Below are 19,288 nucleotides of genomic sequence, written 5' to 3' on the forward strand. Positions count from 1 at the left end.
ATTTTAAGGGACCGGCTGTTCCTGCCCGCAGCGAAGCCGCTCGATTCGATAGTCATAGTTGTATTTGCACAGCTGGAGCAAATCGAATTTTAGCCCGCGCTTCGGCTGTGTAATGGTGAGCAGCTTTTTCGTTTTTCCTCTAATGGCTGCACGCACAAGCTTCTGGTCATTTATGACGTTCACAATCAATTCATCAGGGCTATTCTCGGCGTAACGCGTCATAATGAACTGGTCATAAGCTGTTTCTACATCCGCAGATTTAAGTTCCAACATTTGAAAATCCCGCAGCATGCCTTCTTGAACCTTAGCTACCAGCACATGCGTTTCCCCGAAGTAAAGCACATCTTGATCGATGGCCGCCTCACGATCGACGATTTGCTTGTCAGATGCCTGCTCCAGATTGCGAATGCTTAGCAGCATCTGCTGCGCCTTCTCAAACTCCATTTTTGCCGCATAAGCCTCCATCTTCGCATAAAGCGTTTCGATCAAGCCTTGCCCACGATTAGCGAGAAGCTCGGACGCCTGCCTGGTATGCTCCAAATATTCACTTTTGGAAATTTTGCCTTCACAGACCCCGCTGCATTTGCCGATATGGTACAGCAGGCATACCTGCTTGGGCATCGTTTTGCAGGTGCGGAGGCCGTAATGCTCCGTTACGAATTCGAGCAAAGCGTCGCGAAAGCGGGCACTTTTGAAGGGACCCAGACGATGCAAGGGAAGGGAAGCGGAAGCAGCGGCGGTCTGACTTCGTTTCCGATTACGGTAATAAACATCGAGCCGAGGCAGGGGGTCTGCTGTAAGCTGCAAATAAGCATAGCCGCTATTGTCTTTTTTTAACGCACGATTATAGGGTGGCTTATGTATTTTGATTAAATTGTTTTCAAGCAGCAGGCTCTCTGATTCGTTATTTACAAGCACAACCTCAATCGATGATATTTCATCAACGAGCTGGGTTATTTTTCTAAGCGTATGATTTTTAGTAAAATAAGAGCGCAGCCTGCTCCGCAAATTTTTGGACTTGCCGACATAGAGAATACGGCCGTCAGCATCTTTCATGAGATAACAGCCAGGGCTTTGCGGGTAATCGCTGGCTTTGAATAAGAACGACATGATTCGCCATCCTCCTAATCGTATGCTATAGAATGAACCATCATGGGCACTATTCGACACCTCCGGGGACAAACCCTTGTTTTATTTTAGCTCCAAAGCAAAAAGAGACCGACCAGATTGATGGCCGACCTCCTCAAAGAAGCAAATAAATGGTGGATTGAATCAGGCTTGGCTCACTTCTTGCGCTGTAGTTATCATCCATTTGATTCCGAATTTATCTTCGATTTCACCGTATAATGAACCCCAAAATACCGGCTCCAACGGTTGGCTAATATGGCCGCCTGCTGCTAAATTGTCGAAGGCTTGCCGTGCTTCAGATTCCGTTTTGAACTCAAGTGCCAGATGAACGTTGTTTCCTCTAACTAGCGGCTCAAATACGGAATCCGACATGAAGAAATTAACGCCTCCAGCCCGTACACAGAGATGCAAAACCTTGTCCTTCAGCTCATCGCTGGCGTTTGACAATTGCCCGTGCGTCATCAGAGACTGGATCTCACCGCCTAATGCCTGGATATAAAACTCGGCTTGCGCTCTAGCATCCTCCGACTTGATAAAGGTTGTATATTTAGCCATTGTACTACATCCTTTCCTCCGCATATTGAGAAGTTATCCTTCTTTCATATTATCATACCGAACTGACCTAGGTTTCTTACGGATTGCTATGTTGAACGGGTAATTGCTATTGAGATAGAGAGCATAAGAGCGATACGAAAAGATTGTATGGGATGTAAGCGTTTAAATGGATTCATATAGCGGGATTTGAAATCAATTCGATTATTTATGTTCCTTTACAATATTTTTTGGAAGGAGTATGATTCAAAACGAGATCAATCACGATATCTTGTATAGCATATAAACCTTAATCGCTGAGTTCTGAAAAAGAAGCGGGGAAACCATAGAGTGCTGATCATACGATCTAATCTCAGGGGTGAATAACTTCATTTACGAAGTTTAGGGCGACTTTTGCGCCCGAATCCGTCAGCTAACCTCGTAAGCGTCCAGAAGAGGAATTATTCGCGTGCCTACCGATATTTTTTGGAGAAGCCGTGGGAAAGTCCTTACTTTCCTGCGGCTTTTTTTGTCCATTTTAGGATTGGCCTTCTGTTAGAGCGTTGGATGAAAAGGGTGCATAACAAATGAACATGCGAACATGCTAAAGGGAGAATGTACTCCAAGGACGTAAAGATTATCATCCAATGAATTGAAATGGGGCATCTTCATGGTTAGCAGATTTAAACGGTTATTAATCGGACGCCCGATGAAAAGCGCGGAAATTGAAGGCGAGAAGCTAAGCAAGCTTAAGGCGTTAGCTGTATTATCCTCCGATGCGCTGTCATCGGTTGCCTATGGTACAGAGCAGATTTTGATCGTGTTAATGGCTGTCGGATTTGCGGCAGTGTGGTATTCGATTCCGATCTCGCTGGCTGTGCTCGGTCTATTATTAGTTTTAATTTTATCGTATCGCCAAACGATATTTTCTTACCCGACAGGCGGCGGTGCCTATATCGTTGCCAAAGACAATTTAGGCGTCTCGACTGGTTTGCTGGCGGGCGGCTCGCTGCTTGTTGATTATATTCTGACTGTCGCTGTCAGCACGTCGGCTGGAACGGATGCCATTACCTCGGCCTTCCCATCGCTTCATGATCATAGAGTCAGCATTGCGTTAGTGATGATTCTGGTGCTGACGATTATCAATTTGCGGGGAATTACGGAATCCGCTTCCGTCCTCGCCATGCCTGTCTATTTGTTTGTAATCGCAATATTTGTGCTTATTATTTCCGGAATGATCAAATATGCAGCAGGCGGCATTCATGCGGCTGTGCCGGAGATGGGCTCGGCGGTCTTGAATATTAGTTTGTTTTTGTTGTTAAAAGCGTTCAGCTCCGGCTGCTCAGCGCTTACTGGCGTTGAAGCGATGTCGAATGCGATTCCTAACTTTAAACAGCCTGCTGACCGGAATGCGGCAAAGACGCTTATTATGATGGGGACTATTCTTGGCGCAATGTTTATCGGCATTAGTTTGCTAGCCTACTGGTATGGCATTGTCCCGAGCGAGAAAGAAACGGTCGTATCGCAAATCGCCAATGCCACATTCGGCAGAGGAGTCATTTATTACGGGATACAGGCAGTAACCGCTCTGATTTTATTTCTCGCAGCCAATACGGCTTACGCCGCATTCCCGCTGCTTGCCTTTATGCTGGCTAAAGATAAATATATGCCAAATATGTTTATGGCTCGCGGGGRTCGTTTGGGATTTTCAAACGGCATTATCATTTTAGGAATCCTATCCGCACTCCTTGTTATAACCTTTCATGGCAATACCGAAAATTTAATTCCGCTTTATGCGGTAGGCGTGTTTATTCCGTTCACCCTATCCCAGCTTGGGATGATGGTAAGATGGTTGAAGTTGAAGCCAAAAGGCTGGCTATCGCGGTTTGTTATTAACACGATTGGAATGCTGACGACGCTTGCGATCACATTGATCTTCATCATTACGAAGTTTAGCCACGTTTGGATGGTGTTTATTTTCCTGCCGATCGTCATCTTTATTTTCTATGGTATCCACCGTCATTACCGGAATATGGCTGATGAGCTGCGGATCAATATGGCAAATGATAAGCCGGTCATAAAAGGCAGTACGATTGTTGTTCCCGTAGCGGGCATAACACGTGTCGTTAATCACTCGCTCAGCTATGCCAAATCGCTAACCGATAACGTGGTTGCCGTATATGTGGGCTTCGATGACGAAGACATTGAACGCATGGAGAAGAAGTGGGAGGAATGGAACCCTGGCGTTCGGCTCATTGTGCTTCGTTCCAGCTATCGGAGCATCATTAGGCCGCTAATGCGGTTTATTGATACGATTGAATGGAAAACGGGAGAGACCGATCATATTACGATTCTCATTCCACAATTTATTACGAAGCATTGGTGGCATTATTTTCTGCACAACCAGACAAGTTTAATGCTCCGCGCCTATCTGTTTACGCAAAAAGATGTGGTCATAGCGACGGTTCCGTATCATCTTCAAAAATAGCTCATAAAAAAAGCCCTTCATTATCGCGAAGATAATGGAGGGCTTTTTGGCTTTTGCTAGAAGTTGCGTTGACCTAATTGTTGTTCTGCGATTTGCACCAATTTTTTTGTAATATATCCACCAATCGAACCTGCATCACGAGTGGATAAATTGCCGTTGTATCCATCTTGCGAGAACGGAACGCCCAGTTGTTGTGCTGCTTCCGTTTTCATTTGTGCAAGTGCTGCCTTTGCTTGCGGTACTACTAATGTGTTTGAATTTCTTCTGCTCATGTTAGTTCACTCCTTCGTTGGATGTAAGGTTATTATGTCGAGTCATTTGTAAATATATACAATCATGAAATTTTTTTTTTTGAAAAAAATAAATCGCTTTGAACCGTCTGAATTTTATAATGAACCATTTGAAATAACTGGTGGATTAATCCAGAAGCAGTGTGATATCCTTTATTAAGAACTATAAAACATTTATTAAGAACGGAGATAAAAGTGAATAATGGACAAGCTCCAGCTATGCTTATTACCGCTTTTATGCTTGCAGCCGCATTCGTTCTCCTTTTAACGCCAATTGCAATCATAACGGCTAAAAAGCTAGGCATTGTCGACCATCCGAATTCTTCTTTGAAAAGGCATAAGCAGCCTACCCCATATCTCGGCGGTTTATCGATTTTAATGGCAATCATTTTAACGCTAATCATACATCTGACTCTATTCGTACCATCGATAAATGCCGAGCATGCGGGATTGCTGCTTGGTCTATTGCTTATCGTATCATTAGGTTTATTTGATGATATGTACGGCATAAGTCCGCTTACGAAGCTTGCCTTTCAATGCTTGGCGACTGTCATCGTATGGACGCAAGGATTGGAATTTTTCATCCATCAAAACGCGCTTATAAATGGTATTTTCTTTTTCATCTGGATGATTGGCATTTCCAATGCTTTTAATTTGGTTGATATTATGGACGGGCTTGCTTCTGGCATTGGCGGGATTGCTGCTTTTTTCATTGCCCTGCTCATGTTTAGCAAGGGGGAGCTGTTTTATGGTTTGTTGCTGTGCGCGCTTGCAGGTGCATGCCTCGGCTTCCTCGTTTTTAATTTTAAACCGGCAAAAATATTTCTCGGAGATGCCGGGAGCTTAGCCATCGGATTTCTGCTTGCAAGCGCGGCAGTGAAATGGAGTGATGTGAGCGAGGGGAACGAGGTTTATGCGCCATTGCTTGTGCTAGGCATTCCTATATTTGAAACGATCTATATTTCCTTATTAAGAATGAAGGCAGGCAAATCACCTTTGCTCGGGAGCAATGACCATTTTGCCAAAAGAATGGTGAAAATGGGGTTTTCGATCAAACAGACAGTGATCTTTACCTATGGTTTTGGCCTGTTGCTCGGGATAGCCGCCTTGGCGGGTACGTTCTACAGCGCTTCTATGATTTATTCCATAACGGCTGCCATTGTTGTCTTTGCCAGTATCGGCTTCATGCTAAGCAAGGTGGACATCCATTCCTAAAGAATAGCCGGGGGGGAACCATATGGCTAAAATTATGCTCGTCGTTCCGTATGCCAAGTATTATAAGAACTTTAGCTGGGACCTCATTCAATCTTTGGCGCTGGAAGGGCATGAAGTGATAGCAGCAGCGCCTAGCAATCCTTATCACAAAGAGCTTGCCTCCATTGGCGTGGTGTACGCTCACATCCCGATTAAAAATACAGGCTTAAATCCGTTTTACGATCTATACAGCATGTTCAAAATGTTCCAAGCCTTTAAGCGCCATCAGCCGGATATCCTTTGCTGCTATTCCATAAAGCCTGTTTTGTACGGTTCTATTGCTGCTGCATGTTCAAATGTTAAGCATGTATTGTTGATGATTACGGGTCTAGGCTATGCGTTCAATGCACAATCAGGAAAACCTTCCGCTTTATTTTCATTTGTAAAAATGCTGTATAGGTTTGCGCTGGATAGATGCACGAAGGTTTTATTCGAAAATGCTGACGATTTAAAGCTGTTTCAACATTTGCAGCTATTGAGAAGCGATAAGGCATTGATCGTAGGCGGCGCTGGCGTCAATCTCGACAAGTTTAAATTAAGCGCAAGGCCGCTGCGGCCGGTCGTTTTTTTGCTTATCGCACGTTTGATCAAAGACAAGGGCATTGTCGAATATGTTGAGGCTGCCAGGCGGTTAAAAGAAAAGTACCCGGACGCCGTCTTTCAATTGCTAGGTCCGTTTGACAGCAATCCAACCGCAATCGATAGGGCAGTGGTGACAAACTGGATAGAGGAAGGCCACATTTCTTATATCGGGGAAACGGAGGACGTGCGTCCTTATTTAAAAGAGGCTTCCGTATTTGTTCTGCCGTCCTACAGGGAGGGCACGCCTAAGTCGGCGCTTGAAGCGATGGCGATGGGGTTGCCGGTTATTACGACGGACGCGCCGGGCTGCAGGGAAACGGTTGTCTCCGGACATAATGGGTTTTTAGTCCCGGCAAAAGAGGTATCCGCTTTGGCTGAAGCGATGGAGAGATTTATTTTAAATCCAGCTCTGATACTGAGGATGGGTGTGAAGAGCAGGGAGCTGGCGGTTGAAAAATACGATGTCCGAGCTGTAAACGCCGTTATCAAGGAAGCGATGGGCCTTACCGCCGAATCAAATGCAGGCGGAAAAGAAAAGGGAGCGGGGTGAGGAACTAATGGCTTTTACCGTAATTGGAGCGGGCGTAACGGGATTATCCTTTGCCAAAGCATTTGGAAATGTTCCCGTGCTTGAAGCACATTCATCCTTAGGCGGGAAAGCATTATCCTACAAGGTGAATACGGAGGCTGGCATCTTTGGCTTTGACGTGGGCGGTCATTGGTTCCACCATCAACATGCCCCTGGCGCATTGAAGCTGCTCGATGGGCTGCCGCTAGTCAAGCATAATCGTTCTGCTTACGTCTATTTAGAAGGCAGGCTGTACGATTTCCCATTTCAACAAAGCTATATGGCTAATCCGGATGTTGACTTCGTTCGGCGCGTAGACCGGGAATTAAAAACGATTCAGGCTGAGAAAATATCGTATACCAACTATTATGAAATGCTGGTTCATTCGTATGGGCGGACTTTATTTGATGCTTTTTTTCGCGACTATAATATTAAAATGTTTGGGGTAGAGGATTTAACAAGCATCGATACCGGCAAATTTGAAACCGTTCGGAATGTGCGAGTAAGCGACAATGCTGCTGGTTACAATTCTTCCTTTATGTATCCGAAGGGCGATGTGGGAGCGCAAGCGATTCCGATGTTTCTATCAAAGCACGCAAATGTCAGCTTAAATGCCCATCTGCAATCGATCAATCTACGAAATAAAACGATGGTCGTGAACAATCAGAAGCGCCCTTGGGATACGATCGTGTCTACGATTCCTTTGCCGACACTCATACACATGATCGAGGATGCTGAGCCACACTATGGGCGGCTGGCGGACCAACTCGTTTCGAGCAAAGGGCTGATTGTGAATCTAGGCGTTAGGCAAAAACCGTTCCACGCGGGCAAAAGCTGGGTTTATGTGCCGGAGATGAAATACCATTTTTATCGAATGGGCTTTTATAGCAGCGTTGAGCCAGCCTTGGCGCCTCAGTGCTACAGCTCTATCTATGTGGAATGCTCGCCCTTGTATTTCGAGCAGAGAGATGACGCGCTGAAGCTGCTGCCGATCATTATCGAGGAGCTGATCGAGATAGGGGTCATCGACGATGTGAACGATGTCATCACCTTAAAGCCGATTTATTTGGAGCATAATTACTGCATGCCAAACCAAAGCTTAACAGCGACTCTTCACCGGTATCTGGAAAGCAACCATATCTACAGCATTGGCAGATACGGGAGCTGGCACTGGTCGAGCCAGCATGAAGACATGCAGCAAGCTGTTGATTTGGCAGAGCGTCTTAGAAGCCGCGAGGCGAAGGCAACCATTGACGGGGCATGTGAGCTCACGTATAATGCTTGAAGATTATCATTTGCAGCATGCTCAGCTGAGCTGGCTGCGTAACGACAGCATGAAGGGACAGAATGGCAATGAAAGGTACTGCAATTTATTTGAGGCTGCTTGAAGGCAATGACGCGGCGGAGCTTCTGGCTCTAAGGCAAAAAAACTTTGCTTTTTTGCAGCCGTTTGAGCCCATCCGGCCTGAACATTATTACACGCTTGAAGAACAAAGCATTCAGGTCATGAATGGCAGGAAGGCAGCCGAAAATGATCAAGCGTTTCCTTTTGGCATATTTTTAAGCGAAACCAATCAACTCATTGGGCGAATTGAGTTATCCGGCGTTGCGCGCGGTCCGTTTCAAAATGCGAACCTTGGTTATTTTCTTGATCAGGAGCATAACGGCAAAGGATATGCAACGGAGGCAGTCTTATTATGCGTTCAATATGGCTTGGGAGAAGCTGGCCTACACCGGATTCAGGCAGGCGTCATGCCTAGAAACAAGCCCTCGATCCGCGTGCTGGAGAAAGCAGGCTTCCGTCATGAAGGGCTAGCAAGCAGATATTTGAAAATTAACGGCATTTGGGAAGACCATGCTCTATTTGCCATTACAGCAGAAGATTTGGCTACTCCGTCAGAGCGGCCGTCAGCCCCATATTAAAACAAGGAGCAGCCTAGGGTGCTCCTTTTCTGATTTCTCCATCAAGCTTGCGATTTCATTTCTTTATTTCGTCAGACATACAACAAGGGGTCCTTCATCATGCAAAAGCTGTCAAAAAAAAATACCGTATTGTTAATTTTATTTTTAGTCATCGTCTGGGGGGTCAATTGGCCGCTTTCCAAATATGCGCTTTCGTTCATGCCGCCGGTGCTTTTTTCCGGAATAAGAACGCTGCTCGGCGGCGTGCTGCTGCTAGTCATCGCAATTCCGCGCTATAAACGATTGCATTTTCGCGAAACATGGTTGATTTATGTGATTTCGGCTATCGTGAACGTCATCTTATATTATGGCTTGCAAACGATCGGGTTAAAATATTTGCCGGCAGGCTTGTTCTCGGCCATCGTATTTTTGCAGCCGGTACTCGTCGGGTTTTTCTCATGGCTGTGGCTCGGAGAATCGATGAATGGCTTGAAAATTATGGGGCTCGTGCTTGGTTTCTCTGGCGTGGGCATTATTTGCAGCGAGGCGGGAGGCTTGTCCGGCCATATTTCAGTTGCAGGCATATTGCTTGCCCTCGGATCTTCGCTCAGCTGGGCTTTGGGTACGATTTACGTGAAGAAGAAGGGGCCAAGCGTCGATCCGATTTGGCTTGTTGCGCTGCAATTATTGATCGGCGGTCTGTTTATGACATCTTTGGGTTCAGGCGTGGAAAGCTGGTCCGACGTCCATTGGACGCCAGCGTTCATGATGACACTGCTGTTCATTTCCGTTTTTGTCATCGCGATCGGGTGGTTGGTTTTCTATAAGCTAATGGATTCTGGCGAGGCAAGCAAGGTAGCGTCCTTCACGTTTCTGATTCCGCTAATCGCGATTTTAACCGGAACTTTATTTCTTAACGAACCGTTTACCGCCACGCTTTTGCTTGGCTTAGTATTCATTCTGCTCAGCATTTATTTTGTGAATCGGAAGGCATAAATACTTTTTTGTTCATTAGGCTTTTCTTCCCGGTTGGAGGAAAGGCCTATTTTACTATTGCATCCTGTTTCGAAATCGCATAACGTGTTTATTATCCTAATAGAATGAAACTAAACATATACAGAAAGGGAAGTGATTGCCTATGAAAAAAGTAACATTTTATGCATTTAGTTTGATCTTGGCATTTGTTTTCACAACATCGGCATGGGGGGCATCCACTGCCAGCGCGGCTGCTAAGAAAGAGTATTTAGTTATTTCTGAGAATGTTTTTTACTACGGACAATTGAAAAATGGAAAGCCAAATGGAAAAGGTACAATGACTTGGTATCCTTCAAAAACGTATTCCGGAGATTGGGTTGATGGCAAGCGGACTGGAAAAGGCAAGTTTGTTTACAGGTACAAGAGTGACAGAAATGATTTTGTTATTACATATGATGGTGAATGGAAAAATGATTTGAAAGTAGGAAATGGCTCGTACTTTACGAAGGTTGCAGATCATAATGGAAAGGTTGAATCACATAAGGTTCAATTTGGCACTTTCAATAACGATCGTTTTGCTGCAGGTTTTTCAGTTGCCCATTCAGTAGGTGATATTCCATACAGCTTTAATTATAAGGATTCCAGAGTGAACTTGCAGTTATTTGGGACGAATGCGAATATGAAAAAAGTATGGAAGGAAGGAAAGTTCGATACGATACAGTATACGAAGGATGGAGTAACAAAGGAATATAAAGCATCTTTAAACCAAAACTATGACCCTTCAACCGTGAAGAAAAACAAGGCTGTGCTTAAATCGCTGCAAGGGATGCAAGCTGAAATCAATCCGTATCTAGATAAATTGGAGCGCTTGTCCAAACAGGTTCCTTTGACTTAATATTTAGTTAGTCAGCATACCAATGACTCCTTTTTGAGAAGGGAGTCATTTTTTTGTCAGAAATCGCATGGACCGCGAGTCTATAGAGTAGGTCAACTTTATTTTGCGAGGAGTATGAACTTGATTAACTTGGATGACAATGAGCAAAAATGGGATCAGCTTGAGGATGGGGAGCTAGTTAGGCATGCGCAAGCTGGCAAGCATGAAGCTTTTGGCGAGCTGGTTAGAAGGCATAGAGCGCAGTTTTACGGCTACGCCAAAACCATTACGCAGGAATCGTTTCTGGCTGAGGACATCGTGCAGGAGGCTTTGATCAGAGCCTTTATGCATCTTGGGAAGCTAGTGGAAATTGAGCGTTTCTTGCCATGGGTTCACCGCATCGTACGCAACCAGGCCATGACCAGGCTAAAGAGCAGCCCTGTTAGCAAGGAACGGACATTCACGGAGCTTGCGCTAATGCCGTCGAAGCTGGATAGCGATGCCGATGGTCTGAGCGGTCTGGATAGCATTTTGCGCCGTTTGAATCGTTCGGCTGAGGAGCGATCATCCGGGCAGGAGCTTCCGGAGGAGCGACTCATGCAGAAGGAGACGCTGCATGTGCTGACGCAGATCATTAGCTGCCTCAAGCCAAGGGAGCGGGTTATCTTCGAATCCCATTTTTTTGACCAGCTGTCGCCGCCGGAGATTGCGAAGCTGTTCCAGCTTTCATCCGCCAATGTATATCAAATTATTTCGCGATCTCGGAAAAAAGTGATGCAGGAACGACTCCGCGTAACGGTTGACACCTATGTTAAGACGAGAAGGGATATGGGATGGATGAGCAAAGCGATTTTACCGAATAGCGATACTTTTGCGAACGCGAGGACATGGAACACGGCAGTAGATTCTTTGTATGCGATGCTGAAATACACGAATAAAGAGCTGACCTATCCGATGGTCATGGGTTTGACGGGCCAAGCATTCCGAATCAATATCGTTCCGGAGAGCATTCATATCGCGGGGCCAACTGCCTATCCGTTTGGCGAAGTAATGGTTCGTGGATTAAAAAACGCAGGTTACCGCGCCAAATTTGTTGATGGCATGAATACGGCTATTGGCCCGAATACGAACTTAATCGACCAAACGTTAATCGGGAAGGACGCCATGGTTAAAAGGGAGATCCATCATGCGCTGCCAGATGCGCTCGACTTGATCCATCGTTCGATAAAGCAGGGTTACCCTGTGCTGGCTTGGGATCTTTTTTTTCCTGAGTTTGGCCTTATTTATGGCTATGACGATGAAGAAAGACTGCTTCACGCCTATGAGTGCTGCCGGTTAGATACGCTTGCTTATGAAAATTTGGGCCGCAGCGTGCTCGAGGAGATTTTTGTCTTAGCGCTTGATGAGCCGATTGAGAGCAATCGGAAGGAGCAGCTGCGCCTAGCCTTGGAAATGATCGTGGAGCATTACGATGGGGAGCCTTCGAGCATCACTGCAAGCTCAGTTAAAGGCATTCAAGCGTACGATGTATGGTGCGATGCATTCCGGGCGGGAACGGTGGAGCCAAACGGCAATGCCTACAATATTGCGGTTATTATGGATGGGCGCAAGCAAGCAGCGCCATTTCTGAATGAGATGTTGACGAGCTGGCCGGAGGCTTCGGAAGAAGATATTCAAATACGGGAGCTATTGCGGGAAGCGGCGCAGCAATACGAGCAGATAGCTTCCAATTACGAAGCGCTGCATCACATGTTTCCTTTTCCGGAAGGCGGGGAGCCTAATAACGATTTGTATGCGAGCAAATCGATAGGGCTGCTTCAAGCGATTAAAAAGCAGGAAGAAGCGGCGGTTAAGAGCTTCCGCAATCTATTGGATCAACTAAAATAGCTGCCTATGCGACAAGCCCAAAGAGGATTAATCTCTGCGGCTTGTCGTTTTTTCTATCCATTTACATGAAGGAAGAAGTTCTGCAATAGGAGTCTCAACCCAGTTGGATCGCTAAGCATAGGCAAATGTCCGGTCTCTAAACGTTGAACGTATTGAGGGGAAAGATGAGAGGCCATTTTATTTTGGAGGGCTGGCCCAAATTCCTTATCCTTGATTAGCTTTACGTACAGCTTTGGTACGTCCGGGATGGAAGCATCGACACGATCTGTATACACACGCATGGACTCCGGAATAAAGCCATTCGTAATTTCCAATGCTTGCTCTGGCGTAAGATCGTTGCATAATCCTGTACGCATCGCGGACTCTGGAGGTTTTGTGCCCATTATCCGCATAATAGCAGCCAGTAGAATCCGTTTCGGAAAAGGCAGAACCGATAGAAATGAACCGCCATTTCTCGGAATGGCTGCTCCAACAGCGACAAAACCGACCAGGCGATCGGCAAATAAGGAAGCGAGCCTAAGCGCAAGAACGCCTCCAAGCGAGTGTGCCACTAAAATAAACTTATGCACTCCCCACTCATTCACCTGCTTTTGCATATGAGTCACATAATCCGCCAAAGCAAGCTCTTTCCTTGCTTCAATCGTACCTTCCCTAAGCGGAAAATCAACCAGCAAGCATGGGTGCTCCAATCCATCGGCCACCTTGCTCCAGATGCCGCTCGCAAGCCCGGCTCCATTCACAAATACGAACCCTACCGTTTGTTGGTTATGCTTTTGTGTTGTCATCGCCATTCCTCCACTGATCATCGTTTGAACTCGAATACAACTTGATGGTATCATTTAAATAAGACAGTTATTGTCTTATTTGTGGAATAAAATCAAAGGATCGAGTGAGAGCGGGGGGCTGCCTATGCAAAAGTCACAGCGATTAATTCAGCTTATTATGAGGATCAATGCGAAAAAGTCTTTTACCGTCGGAGAGCTGGCCGATGAATTTGGGCTGTCCAGCCGGACGATTACAAGGGATTTGCAGGAGCTGAGCGAGCTTGGCGTGCCGATCTATTCTATCCAGGGCAGAGGCGGCGGCTATAAGCTGCTGCAAGAAAGATTGCTTCCGCCGATCAGCTTCTCGGAAGGCGAAGCAATCGCTATTTTTTTCGCGTGCCAGTCTTTGGAATACTTTGGCTCTTTGCCTTTTGGCGAGGGGGCAGGCTCAGCGCTGCATAAGTTTTATCATTATCTGCCTGCCGACATAAGGGAGCAGATTGACCGCTTAAAAAATAGAGTGATGATCTATAGCCCGCATCGGCAAATGTCACCGGAAGTGCTTCAAACGTTGCTGCAGGCGATTATGGTTCGCAGCGTCGTTACGATTGAATATCGCTCGGGGAGCAGCACAACGAAGCGGGATATTCAGCCGATCGGCCTTTATGCGAGCTCCGGTTATTGGTACTGCCCTGCCTATTGCTTTGCACGTGAAGAAATAAGACAGTTCAGAGCTGATCGGGTACTAGCCGCATCGCTCAATGATTCGATCCCATGCAAGGAAGATATCGAGCGCCAAACGCTGTTGCATGTACCTCAGAAAAGCCATTTGGAACAGATTAAGCTGCTGCTGGCATTGACGCCAAGAGGAGTATGGCAGCTCGAATCCGATGCCCGGTTTGCTCCTTATATCGAGCGCGCAGAGGATGGAAGCGGAACAGCAGCGATTCAAATCGCGGCAGAGGATATGCCTTTTTATATCGATAAGATTTGGAGGCTGGCAGGAGACGCTATAATTAAAGAGCCTTTGGAAGCCGTTGCATATATGAAGCAAAAGATCGAATTAATGAATCGGCTGTATTAAACGCTGTCAAGTACTACACAAACATGGTACTAGGTGGACGCTCCGAACTCGTATATAGTTGAATTATACGACTGAAGGCGGTGAATACGTCCGGTGAAGATGCTTACACCAAGCAGGAAACGAGAGCTTCAACAGAAGGCAAACATCCTAAAGCGGCACGAGATTTACGCCTATCAAGCGGCCTATTATTTGCTCGAGAGCGAACCGCTTGCTGCCGTGACGGCAACAAAAGCGCTTATCGCGATTATGCAGGATGAATCCTTTTTTCAGCTTACCGAGCCGCTTCAGCAGAAGAGAGTCAAGCAAGCGGTCATGAAGCAGTCGCTTCTCACGATGTCGGCTGTGCTGCAGCCATCCGTTTAAACCCGAATGAACCACGCGTCCTGCGCCCCAGCAGCTATTCAATTCAGATACTTACCCAATAAATAGATAGCGCTGCCTTCCTCAGATGGAACTATTCTCGCTCATGCTGCTTTTATGCTATAGTCGAAGAGAATCTTTGTCGAAGGGAGCTGCTAAGCCAAATGATTATTGATCTTACCCATACGATCCAGCATTTAATGCCGGTGTATCCGGGCGATGCGGACACCGTATTGGAGCAATCCAAGCATATTAGCCAGGATGGTTACAACAATCATCAGCTGTCGATCAACATGCATGCCGGCACTCACATTGATGGGCCGATGCATTTATTGGACGTTCAGCAGTATATCGATGAATTTCCCGTGGAGCAATTCGTTGGCGATGCCGTCTTGCTGGACGTACGTGGCGTTAGCGCGATTGCCTATAAAGAAGAATACGAAGAGCTGATCAAAGAGGAACAAATCGTCATCGTATATTCCGGCCATGGGGAGCTGTATGGCGAGCCATCTTACTTTACGGATTATCCGGTGCTGAATGGGCAATTTGTAGACTTGCTTATTCGGAAAAGGGTGAAAATGATCGGCTTGGATACGCCTTCTCCCGATAAATATCCATTTGACATACATAAAAAACTTTTCGAGAATCATATTCTCATCATCGAAAACTTGAAGCACGTAGAGCGGCTCGCGGGCATTAGCGCCTTTGAGATCATCGCGCTGCCGCTTCGTATACAGGCGGATTCATCAATTGCTCGCGTCATCGCGCGGGTGAAGTAGCGAAGGGCAGCTGTCATGTTATAAGATAAGTGTTGCAAGGCAATCATTAATCGATGGAGAAAAAGGAAAGAGGAGGAGTTTCATAACATGGACATTATTTATCATGGTCACTCTTGCATTCAAATCATCTCGGGAGGCAAATCCCTTATTATCGATCCATTTCTTAGAGGCAACAGCTTAGCTGTTACAAAGCCCGAGGCTATTCAGACGGACGCGGTTTTGCTGACGCACGCGCATGTCGATCATATTTTGGATGCTGACCTGATTGCCAAAAACAATGATGCGCCGGTAGTGGCGATTGCCGAGCTTGCGGCCTATATGTCTTGGAAGGGTGTCAAAACGATTGATATGAATATCGGCGGTACGGTGGATCTTGGATTCGCAAAAGCGAAAATGGTACAAGCCTTCCATTCCTCGGGCATCGTGCTGGAAGAGGAAAAAACGATCTTGTATGGAGGTATGGCTGCAGGTTATATCGTAAGCATTGATGGCGTTAACATTCTCCATGCTGGAGATACGGCTTTGTTCAGCGATATGAAAATGATCGGCGACCGCCATGCTATCGACATCGCGTTTATTCCAATCGGGGACCACTATACGATGGGTGCAGAAGACGCCCTTCAGGCGGCAGAATGGTATAATGCAAAGCTGGTTGTGCCTATTCATTACAATACATTCCCTGTTATTCAGCAGGAAGCAGATCATTTTGTGCGGCAGCTTGAGAGCAAGGGGCTTAAAGGAACAGTCTTAAAGCCAGGCGAGAGTATTTCGGTCTAAACGCCCCTGCCGAGAAGAAACAGGATTTTTGTTGGAAAAAAATATTATTCGACTTCGCGCTTCGACAACGTTTTAGTTGCCTCAGAGCTATACTTAACAGGTACTATTTCATCGACAGCGGAGGGTTGCTCATGAATAATTCGAATTTAAATTTTCGGAAAAGAATTGTATGGTTCATTAACAGCGAGATCGAGCGTGTACTTACTAACCTTAAGAACGGGTCCGTTAATAAGGAGTATGCATTAGGAAGCTTTAATACCCTTTATCAGATCGCCTCGTCGACGAGAGATGCTGACTCAATGATCAGCTTATGCCAGATTATGGATAAAATTAGAGATTCTAATCATCGAACAGGCTTATTTCATTTTACAGAAGCGCGCTCGGAATCTTTTTATTAAAAATGACGTTTTCATAGTTGCTATCAAAGAAAAGAGACCGGGCACGGTCTTTTTTTTTTGTTATAAATGAAATCTGAATATTTTCTCATGAACAAAATCGTTTCAAACTTCCCCATTTGGTTAAGTATTGCGTAAGCAAACTTACTCAACCAGCTGAAAGGGGAAATAAACGGATGAAAAAGAATAACGAAAACCGCAGCGCAGCCAAATTGATCATGATCGCAATGCTGAGCATTGCTGTCGTATTTACCGCCTCAGCGTGCAATAATGACGCGAATGTAAATGATGACGGGAATAGCAATGCCATAACGGACGGCGTGAATAATACGCCTGAAGAGACGATGGATCCGGCAGCAACCGATGAGGCGACTACGCCATAATTTGAATGTTTAATCGTATAGAAGAGCCCTCTGCCCGGCTGAGAGTAACGATTAGTTACTGTCTTCCTAGCAGAGGGTTCTTTTTATTAGATAGCTGAAATGCAAGCTATTAAGGATGAAAAAGAGAAGAGGCTGGACTTCTATGGGAAGTCTGATAATATGGGAACAAGACCTCCCTGCGTAGAGGTCTATATTTTTATAAGGAGGAGCAGAATATGGTTCAATCAAATGTTCGAGGATTGTTGCCGCGCAATGAGTCTTTAGGAGGTGAAGTCTACTATGAACCATAGTGTTCAAGCAGGCAGCTTTAGAGAGCAGCTCATTCATCAGCTCATCGTCCTCGGCGAAGAGAAACATGCGTTTCTCGACGCTTATTTCCCTAGGCAAGGCGTAGAGCGTAAGCAAACGCAGCAGCTTCTTGCAGAGTATGTGCAATTTATTGAGAACGAGCTTGCCGATGTGCAGACAGGTTTGCCGCCTGCTGTTTTTATCGGCTGCGAGGTTACGATCGATTATATCGATTACCAAATGAAGGATACGTTTAAAATCGTATATCCGATGGATGCCGACCCTGAGCAAAATTGCATCTCATTCTTGTCCCCGGTAGGTAAGCAACTGCTGATGACCCGAAGAGATGATATAATAAACGTTGCTACGCCAGCGGGCGCCATGCGGGTTCGCATGCTGCATATCCACTAATAAAAAAACCGCCGGATCCTAGGATACGGCGGTTTTTGTGCGGGCTAGCCTTTTTTGATTTGAAGGCGAATGACATTCCACGAAGCTTTGCCAAGCGTGGCTTTCACATGACCGTTATCCGCTTTAGCGGTGCCGCGGCTATGAGGAACGACGTTGCCTGGATTTGCTTTGGTGTTGCTTGCTTTCAAATCTTCATTCTCCAAAACGATATGCTCAGTAATGCTGACCTCGCCGAAGCTGCGAACGTCAACGTCAAGCTCGAGACTCTCCGACAAATGGCGATTGACAGCAAAGATCGTTATTTCGCCCAGCTCTTCATTGAAAACGCTAATTGCTTCGAGGTAAGGGACATCCGTAAAATCTTTGGAGTCGTATTTTGGCGAAGAGGTAATCGGGTGAAGCACTGTACCTCTTCCATATAGTGAAGCATGTAGATACGGGTAATAAGTAGTTTGCAGCCATAGCGGCCCCCCGTTTTCCGTCATAATCGGCGCAATGACGTTAATCAATTGCGCGATGCATGCCATCTTTACGCGGTCAGCATGCTTAAGCAGCGTAATCAGGAAGCAGCCTACTGCCAGCGCATCCTCAAGCGTATACACATCCTCAAACTCTGGCGGCGCTACCTGCCAGCGCTCAGCGGCGCGGCTTGTACCGATCGAGTTCCATACATTCCATTCATCGAGCGACAGCATGAGCTTCTTCTTGCTCCGTTTCTTCGCTTTCACATAGTCGCAAATAGCGGTAACGCTGTAGATGAATTGATCCATATCAAGCGACTTCGCGAGGAAGTTGGATGAATCGTTCTCGTTGTTGTTGTAATAGGTATGCAGCGACAAAAAGTCGACTTGATCGTAAGTGAGATCCAGCACCGTAGCTTCCCAATCCGCAAAGGTGCTCATGCCGCTCGATGAGCTTCCGCATGCGACCAGCTCGATGGTTGGATCAACCCAGCGCATCGCTTTGGCCGTTTCGTTCGCAAGCCTGCCGTATTCCACAGCTGTTTTTGCCCCGATTTGCCATGGACCGTCCATCTCATTGCCTAGACACCATGTTTTGAATTTATGCGGATCTTTGTAGCCATGCGAGATTCGGAGATCGCTGTAATATGAGCCTGACGGATGATTGCAATATTCAACAAGATTGCGGGCGGCATCAACGCCGCGTGTGCCAAGATTGACGGCCATCATGACCTCAGATCCGACCAGCTTCGCCCAGTCCGCAAATTCATTTGTCCCCATTTCATTGGTTTCAGTCGTCCACCAAGCGAGCTCAAGCAGCCGCCTGCGCTCCGCCTTGGGGCCAACGCCGTCCTCCCAGTTGTAGCCGGACACAAAGTTGCCGCCCGGGTAACGAATGATCGGAACATTTAACGACCGTATCGCCTCAAGCGCATCACGGCGGAAGCCATTTTCATCTGCCGTTGAATGGCCGGGCTCATATATGCCCCCGTATACCGCACGTCCCAAGTGCTCAATGAAGGAGCCATACAGCCTAGGATCGACCTCGGAGACGGTAAAATTTTTATCGATAAGCATCGTTGATTTCATAGACATGGTAGATGAACC

At 46.3% G+C, this 19,288-nt stretch carries 19 protein-coding genes and 1 riboswitch; of the genes, 14 read left to right on the forward strand and 5 right to left on the reverse strand.

Annotated features, from left to right (window positions below; genetic code table 11):
• Window positions 1-3: 3 nt before the first annotated feature.
• Window positions 4-1,110 carry a GIY-YIG nuclease family protein gene (locus ADU23_RS19880; RefSeq protein WP_053375321.1) on the reverse strand — a complete coding sequence of 369 codons (1,107 nt, stop codon included), beginning with the start codon at window positions 1,108-1,110 and terminating at the stop codon, window positions 4-6.
• A gap of 162 nt (window positions 1,111-1,272) precedes the next feature.
• Window positions 1,273-1,683, reverse strand: coding sequence for a VOC family protein (locus ADU23_RS19885; protein ID WP_053375322.1), 411 nt, complete (start codon window positions 1,681-1,683; stop codon window positions 1,273-1,275).
• Window positions 1,684-1,964: 281 nt separating this feature from the next.
• A riboswitch (cyclic di-AMP (ydaO/yuaA leader) is annotated at window positions 1,965-2,122 on the forward strand.
• 207 nt (window positions 2,123-2,329) lie between these two features.
• Between ADU23_RS19885 and ADU23_RS19890 the strand changes: the two genes are divergently transcribed.
• Window positions 2,330-4,147 (forward strand): APC family permease, encoded by a 1,818-nt coding sequence (locus tag ADU23_RS19890; RefSeq protein WP_053375323.1) that lies wholly within the window; start codon window positions 2,330-2,332, stop codon window positions 4,145-4,147.
• 56 nt (window positions 4,148-4,203) lie between these two features.
• Here ADU23_RS19890 and ADU23_RS19895 read toward each other — a convergent pair whose 3' ends face one another.
• Window positions 4,204-4,419, reverse strand: a complete 216-nt coding sequence (locus ADU23_RS19895; protein ID WP_053375324.1) for an alpha/beta-type small acid-soluble spore protein — start codon at window positions 4,417-4,419, stop codon at window positions 4,204-4,206.
• A gap of 213 nt (window positions 4,420-4,632) precedes the next feature.
• On the opposite strand from ADU23_RS19895, the gene ADU23_RS19900 reads away from it, so the two are divergent.
• The 7 genes from ADU23_RS19900 (at window position 4,633) to ADU23_RS19930 (ending at window position 12,479) form a co-directional block, all read left to right on the forward strand.
• Entirely contained in the window at window positions 4,633-5,652 is a 1,020-nt protein-coding gene (locus ADU23_RS19900; RefSeq protein ID WP_053375325.1) for a glycosyltransferase family 4 protein, read from the forward strand.
• A gap of 22 nt (window positions 5,653-5,674) precedes the next feature.
• Window positions 5,675-6,823 (forward strand): glycosyltransferase family 4 protein, encoded by a 1,149-nt coding sequence (locus ADU23_RS19905; RefSeq protein WP_053375326.1) that lies wholly within the window; start codon window positions 5,675-5,677, stop codon window positions 6,821-6,823.
• A gap of 7 nt (window positions 6,824-6,830) precedes the next feature.
• Window positions 6,831-8,126 (forward strand): protoporphyrinogen/coproporphyrinogen oxidase, encoded by a 1,296-nt coding sequence (locus ADU23_RS19910; protein ID WP_053375327.1) that lies wholly within the window; start codon window positions 6,831-6,833, stop codon window positions 8,124-8,126.
• 62 nt (window positions 8,127-8,188) lie between these two features.
• A complete protein-coding gene (locus tag ADU23_RS19915) occupies window positions 8,189-8,764 on the forward strand; it encodes a GNAT family N-acetyltransferase (RefSeq protein WP_053375328.1) in 576 nt (191 codons plus the stop codon).
• Between the two features lie 99 nt (window positions 8,765-8,863).
• A complete protein-coding gene (locus ADU23_RS19920; protein WP_053375329.1) occupies window positions 8,864-9,739 on the forward strand; it encodes a DMT family transporter in 876 nt (291 codons plus the stop codon).
• A gap of 142 nt (window positions 9,740-9,881) precedes the next feature.
• Entirely contained in the window at window positions 9,882-10,613 is a 732-nt protein-coding gene (locus tag ADU23_RS19925) for a hypothetical protein (protein ID WP_053375330.1), read from the forward strand.
• 114 nt (window positions 10,614-10,727) lie between these two features.
• Window positions 10,728-12,479 (forward strand): RNA polymerase sigma factor, encoded by a 1,752-nt coding sequence (locus ADU23_RS19930; protein ID WP_053375331.1) that lies wholly within the window; start codon window positions 10,728-10,730, stop codon window positions 12,477-12,479.
• Between the two features lie 53 nt (window positions 12,480-12,532).
• Here the strand turns inward: ADU23_RS19930 and ADU23_RS19935 are convergent, their stop codons facing one another.
• Complete coding sequence (locus ADU23_RS19935) at window positions 12,533-13,264, reverse strand: alpha/beta fold hydrolase (protein WP_053375332.1); 732 nt, start codon at window positions 13,262-13,264, stop codon at window positions 12,533-12,535.
• Window positions 13,265-13,388: 124 nt separating this feature from the next.
• Here ADU23_RS19935 and ADU23_RS19940 point away from each other — a divergent pair, with 124 nt between their 5' ends.
• The 6 genes from ADU23_RS19940 to ADU23_RS19970 all read left to right on the forward strand — a co-directional run bounded on the left by ADU23_RS19940 (window position 13,389) and on the right by ADU23_RS19970 (window position 17,720).
• Window positions 13,389-14,327 carry a helix-turn-helix transcriptional regulator gene (locus ADU23_RS19940; RefSeq protein WP_053375333.1) on the forward strand — a complete coding sequence of 313 codons (939 nt, stop codon included), beginning with the start codon at window positions 13,389-13,391 and terminating at the stop codon, window positions 14,325-14,327.
• Between the two features lie 93 nt (window positions 14,328-14,420).
• Window positions 14,421-14,690, forward strand: a complete 270-nt coding sequence (locus tag ADU23_RS19945) for a hypothetical protein (RefSeq protein ID WP_053375334.1) — start codon at window positions 14,421-14,423, stop codon at window positions 14,688-14,690.
• Between the two features lie 161 nt (window positions 14,691-14,851).
• Window positions 14,852-15,466, forward strand: a complete 615-nt coding sequence (locus tag ADU23_RS19950; protein ID WP_053375335.1) for a cyclase family protein — start codon at window positions 14,852-14,854, stop codon at window positions 15,464-15,466.
• An 87-nt stretch (window positions 15,467-15,553) separates the two neighbouring features.
• Window positions 15,554-16,243, forward strand: a complete 690-nt coding sequence (locus ADU23_RS19955) for a metal-dependent hydrolase (protein WP_053375336.1) — start codon at window positions 15,554-15,556, stop codon at window positions 16,241-16,243.
• Window positions 16,244-16,814: 571 nt separating this feature from the next.
• On the forward strand, window positions 16,815-17,021 hold the full coding sequence (locus tag ADU23_RS19965) for a hypothetical protein (RefSeq protein WP_053375338.1): 207 nt from the start codon (window positions 16,815-16,817) through the stop codon (window positions 17,019-17,021).
• 279 nt (window positions 17,022-17,300) lie between these two features.
• The gene (locus ADU23_RS19970; RefSeq protein WP_053375339.1) at window positions 17,301-17,720 is read left to right on the forward strand and encodes a GreA/GreB family elongation factor; all 420 of its coding nucleotides are present in this window, start codon (window positions 17,301-17,303) and stop codon (window positions 17,718-17,720) included.
• Between the two features lie 44 nt (window positions 17,721-17,764).
• On the opposite strand, the gene arfA is transcribed toward ADU23_RS19970, so the two are convergent.
• Complete coding sequence (arfA, locus tag ADU23_RS19975) at window positions 17,765-19,276, reverse strand: arabinosylfuranosidase ArfA (RefSeq protein WP_053375340.1); 1,512 nt, start codon at window positions 19,274-19,276, stop codon at window positions 17,765-17,767.
• Window positions 19,277-19,288: the final 12 nt, after the last annotated feature.

It is taken from the genome of Paenibacillus sp. FJAT-27812, assembly GCF_001273905.1.
GTDB lineage: Bacteria > Bacillota > Bacilli > Paenibacillales > Paenibacillaceae > Pristimantibacillus.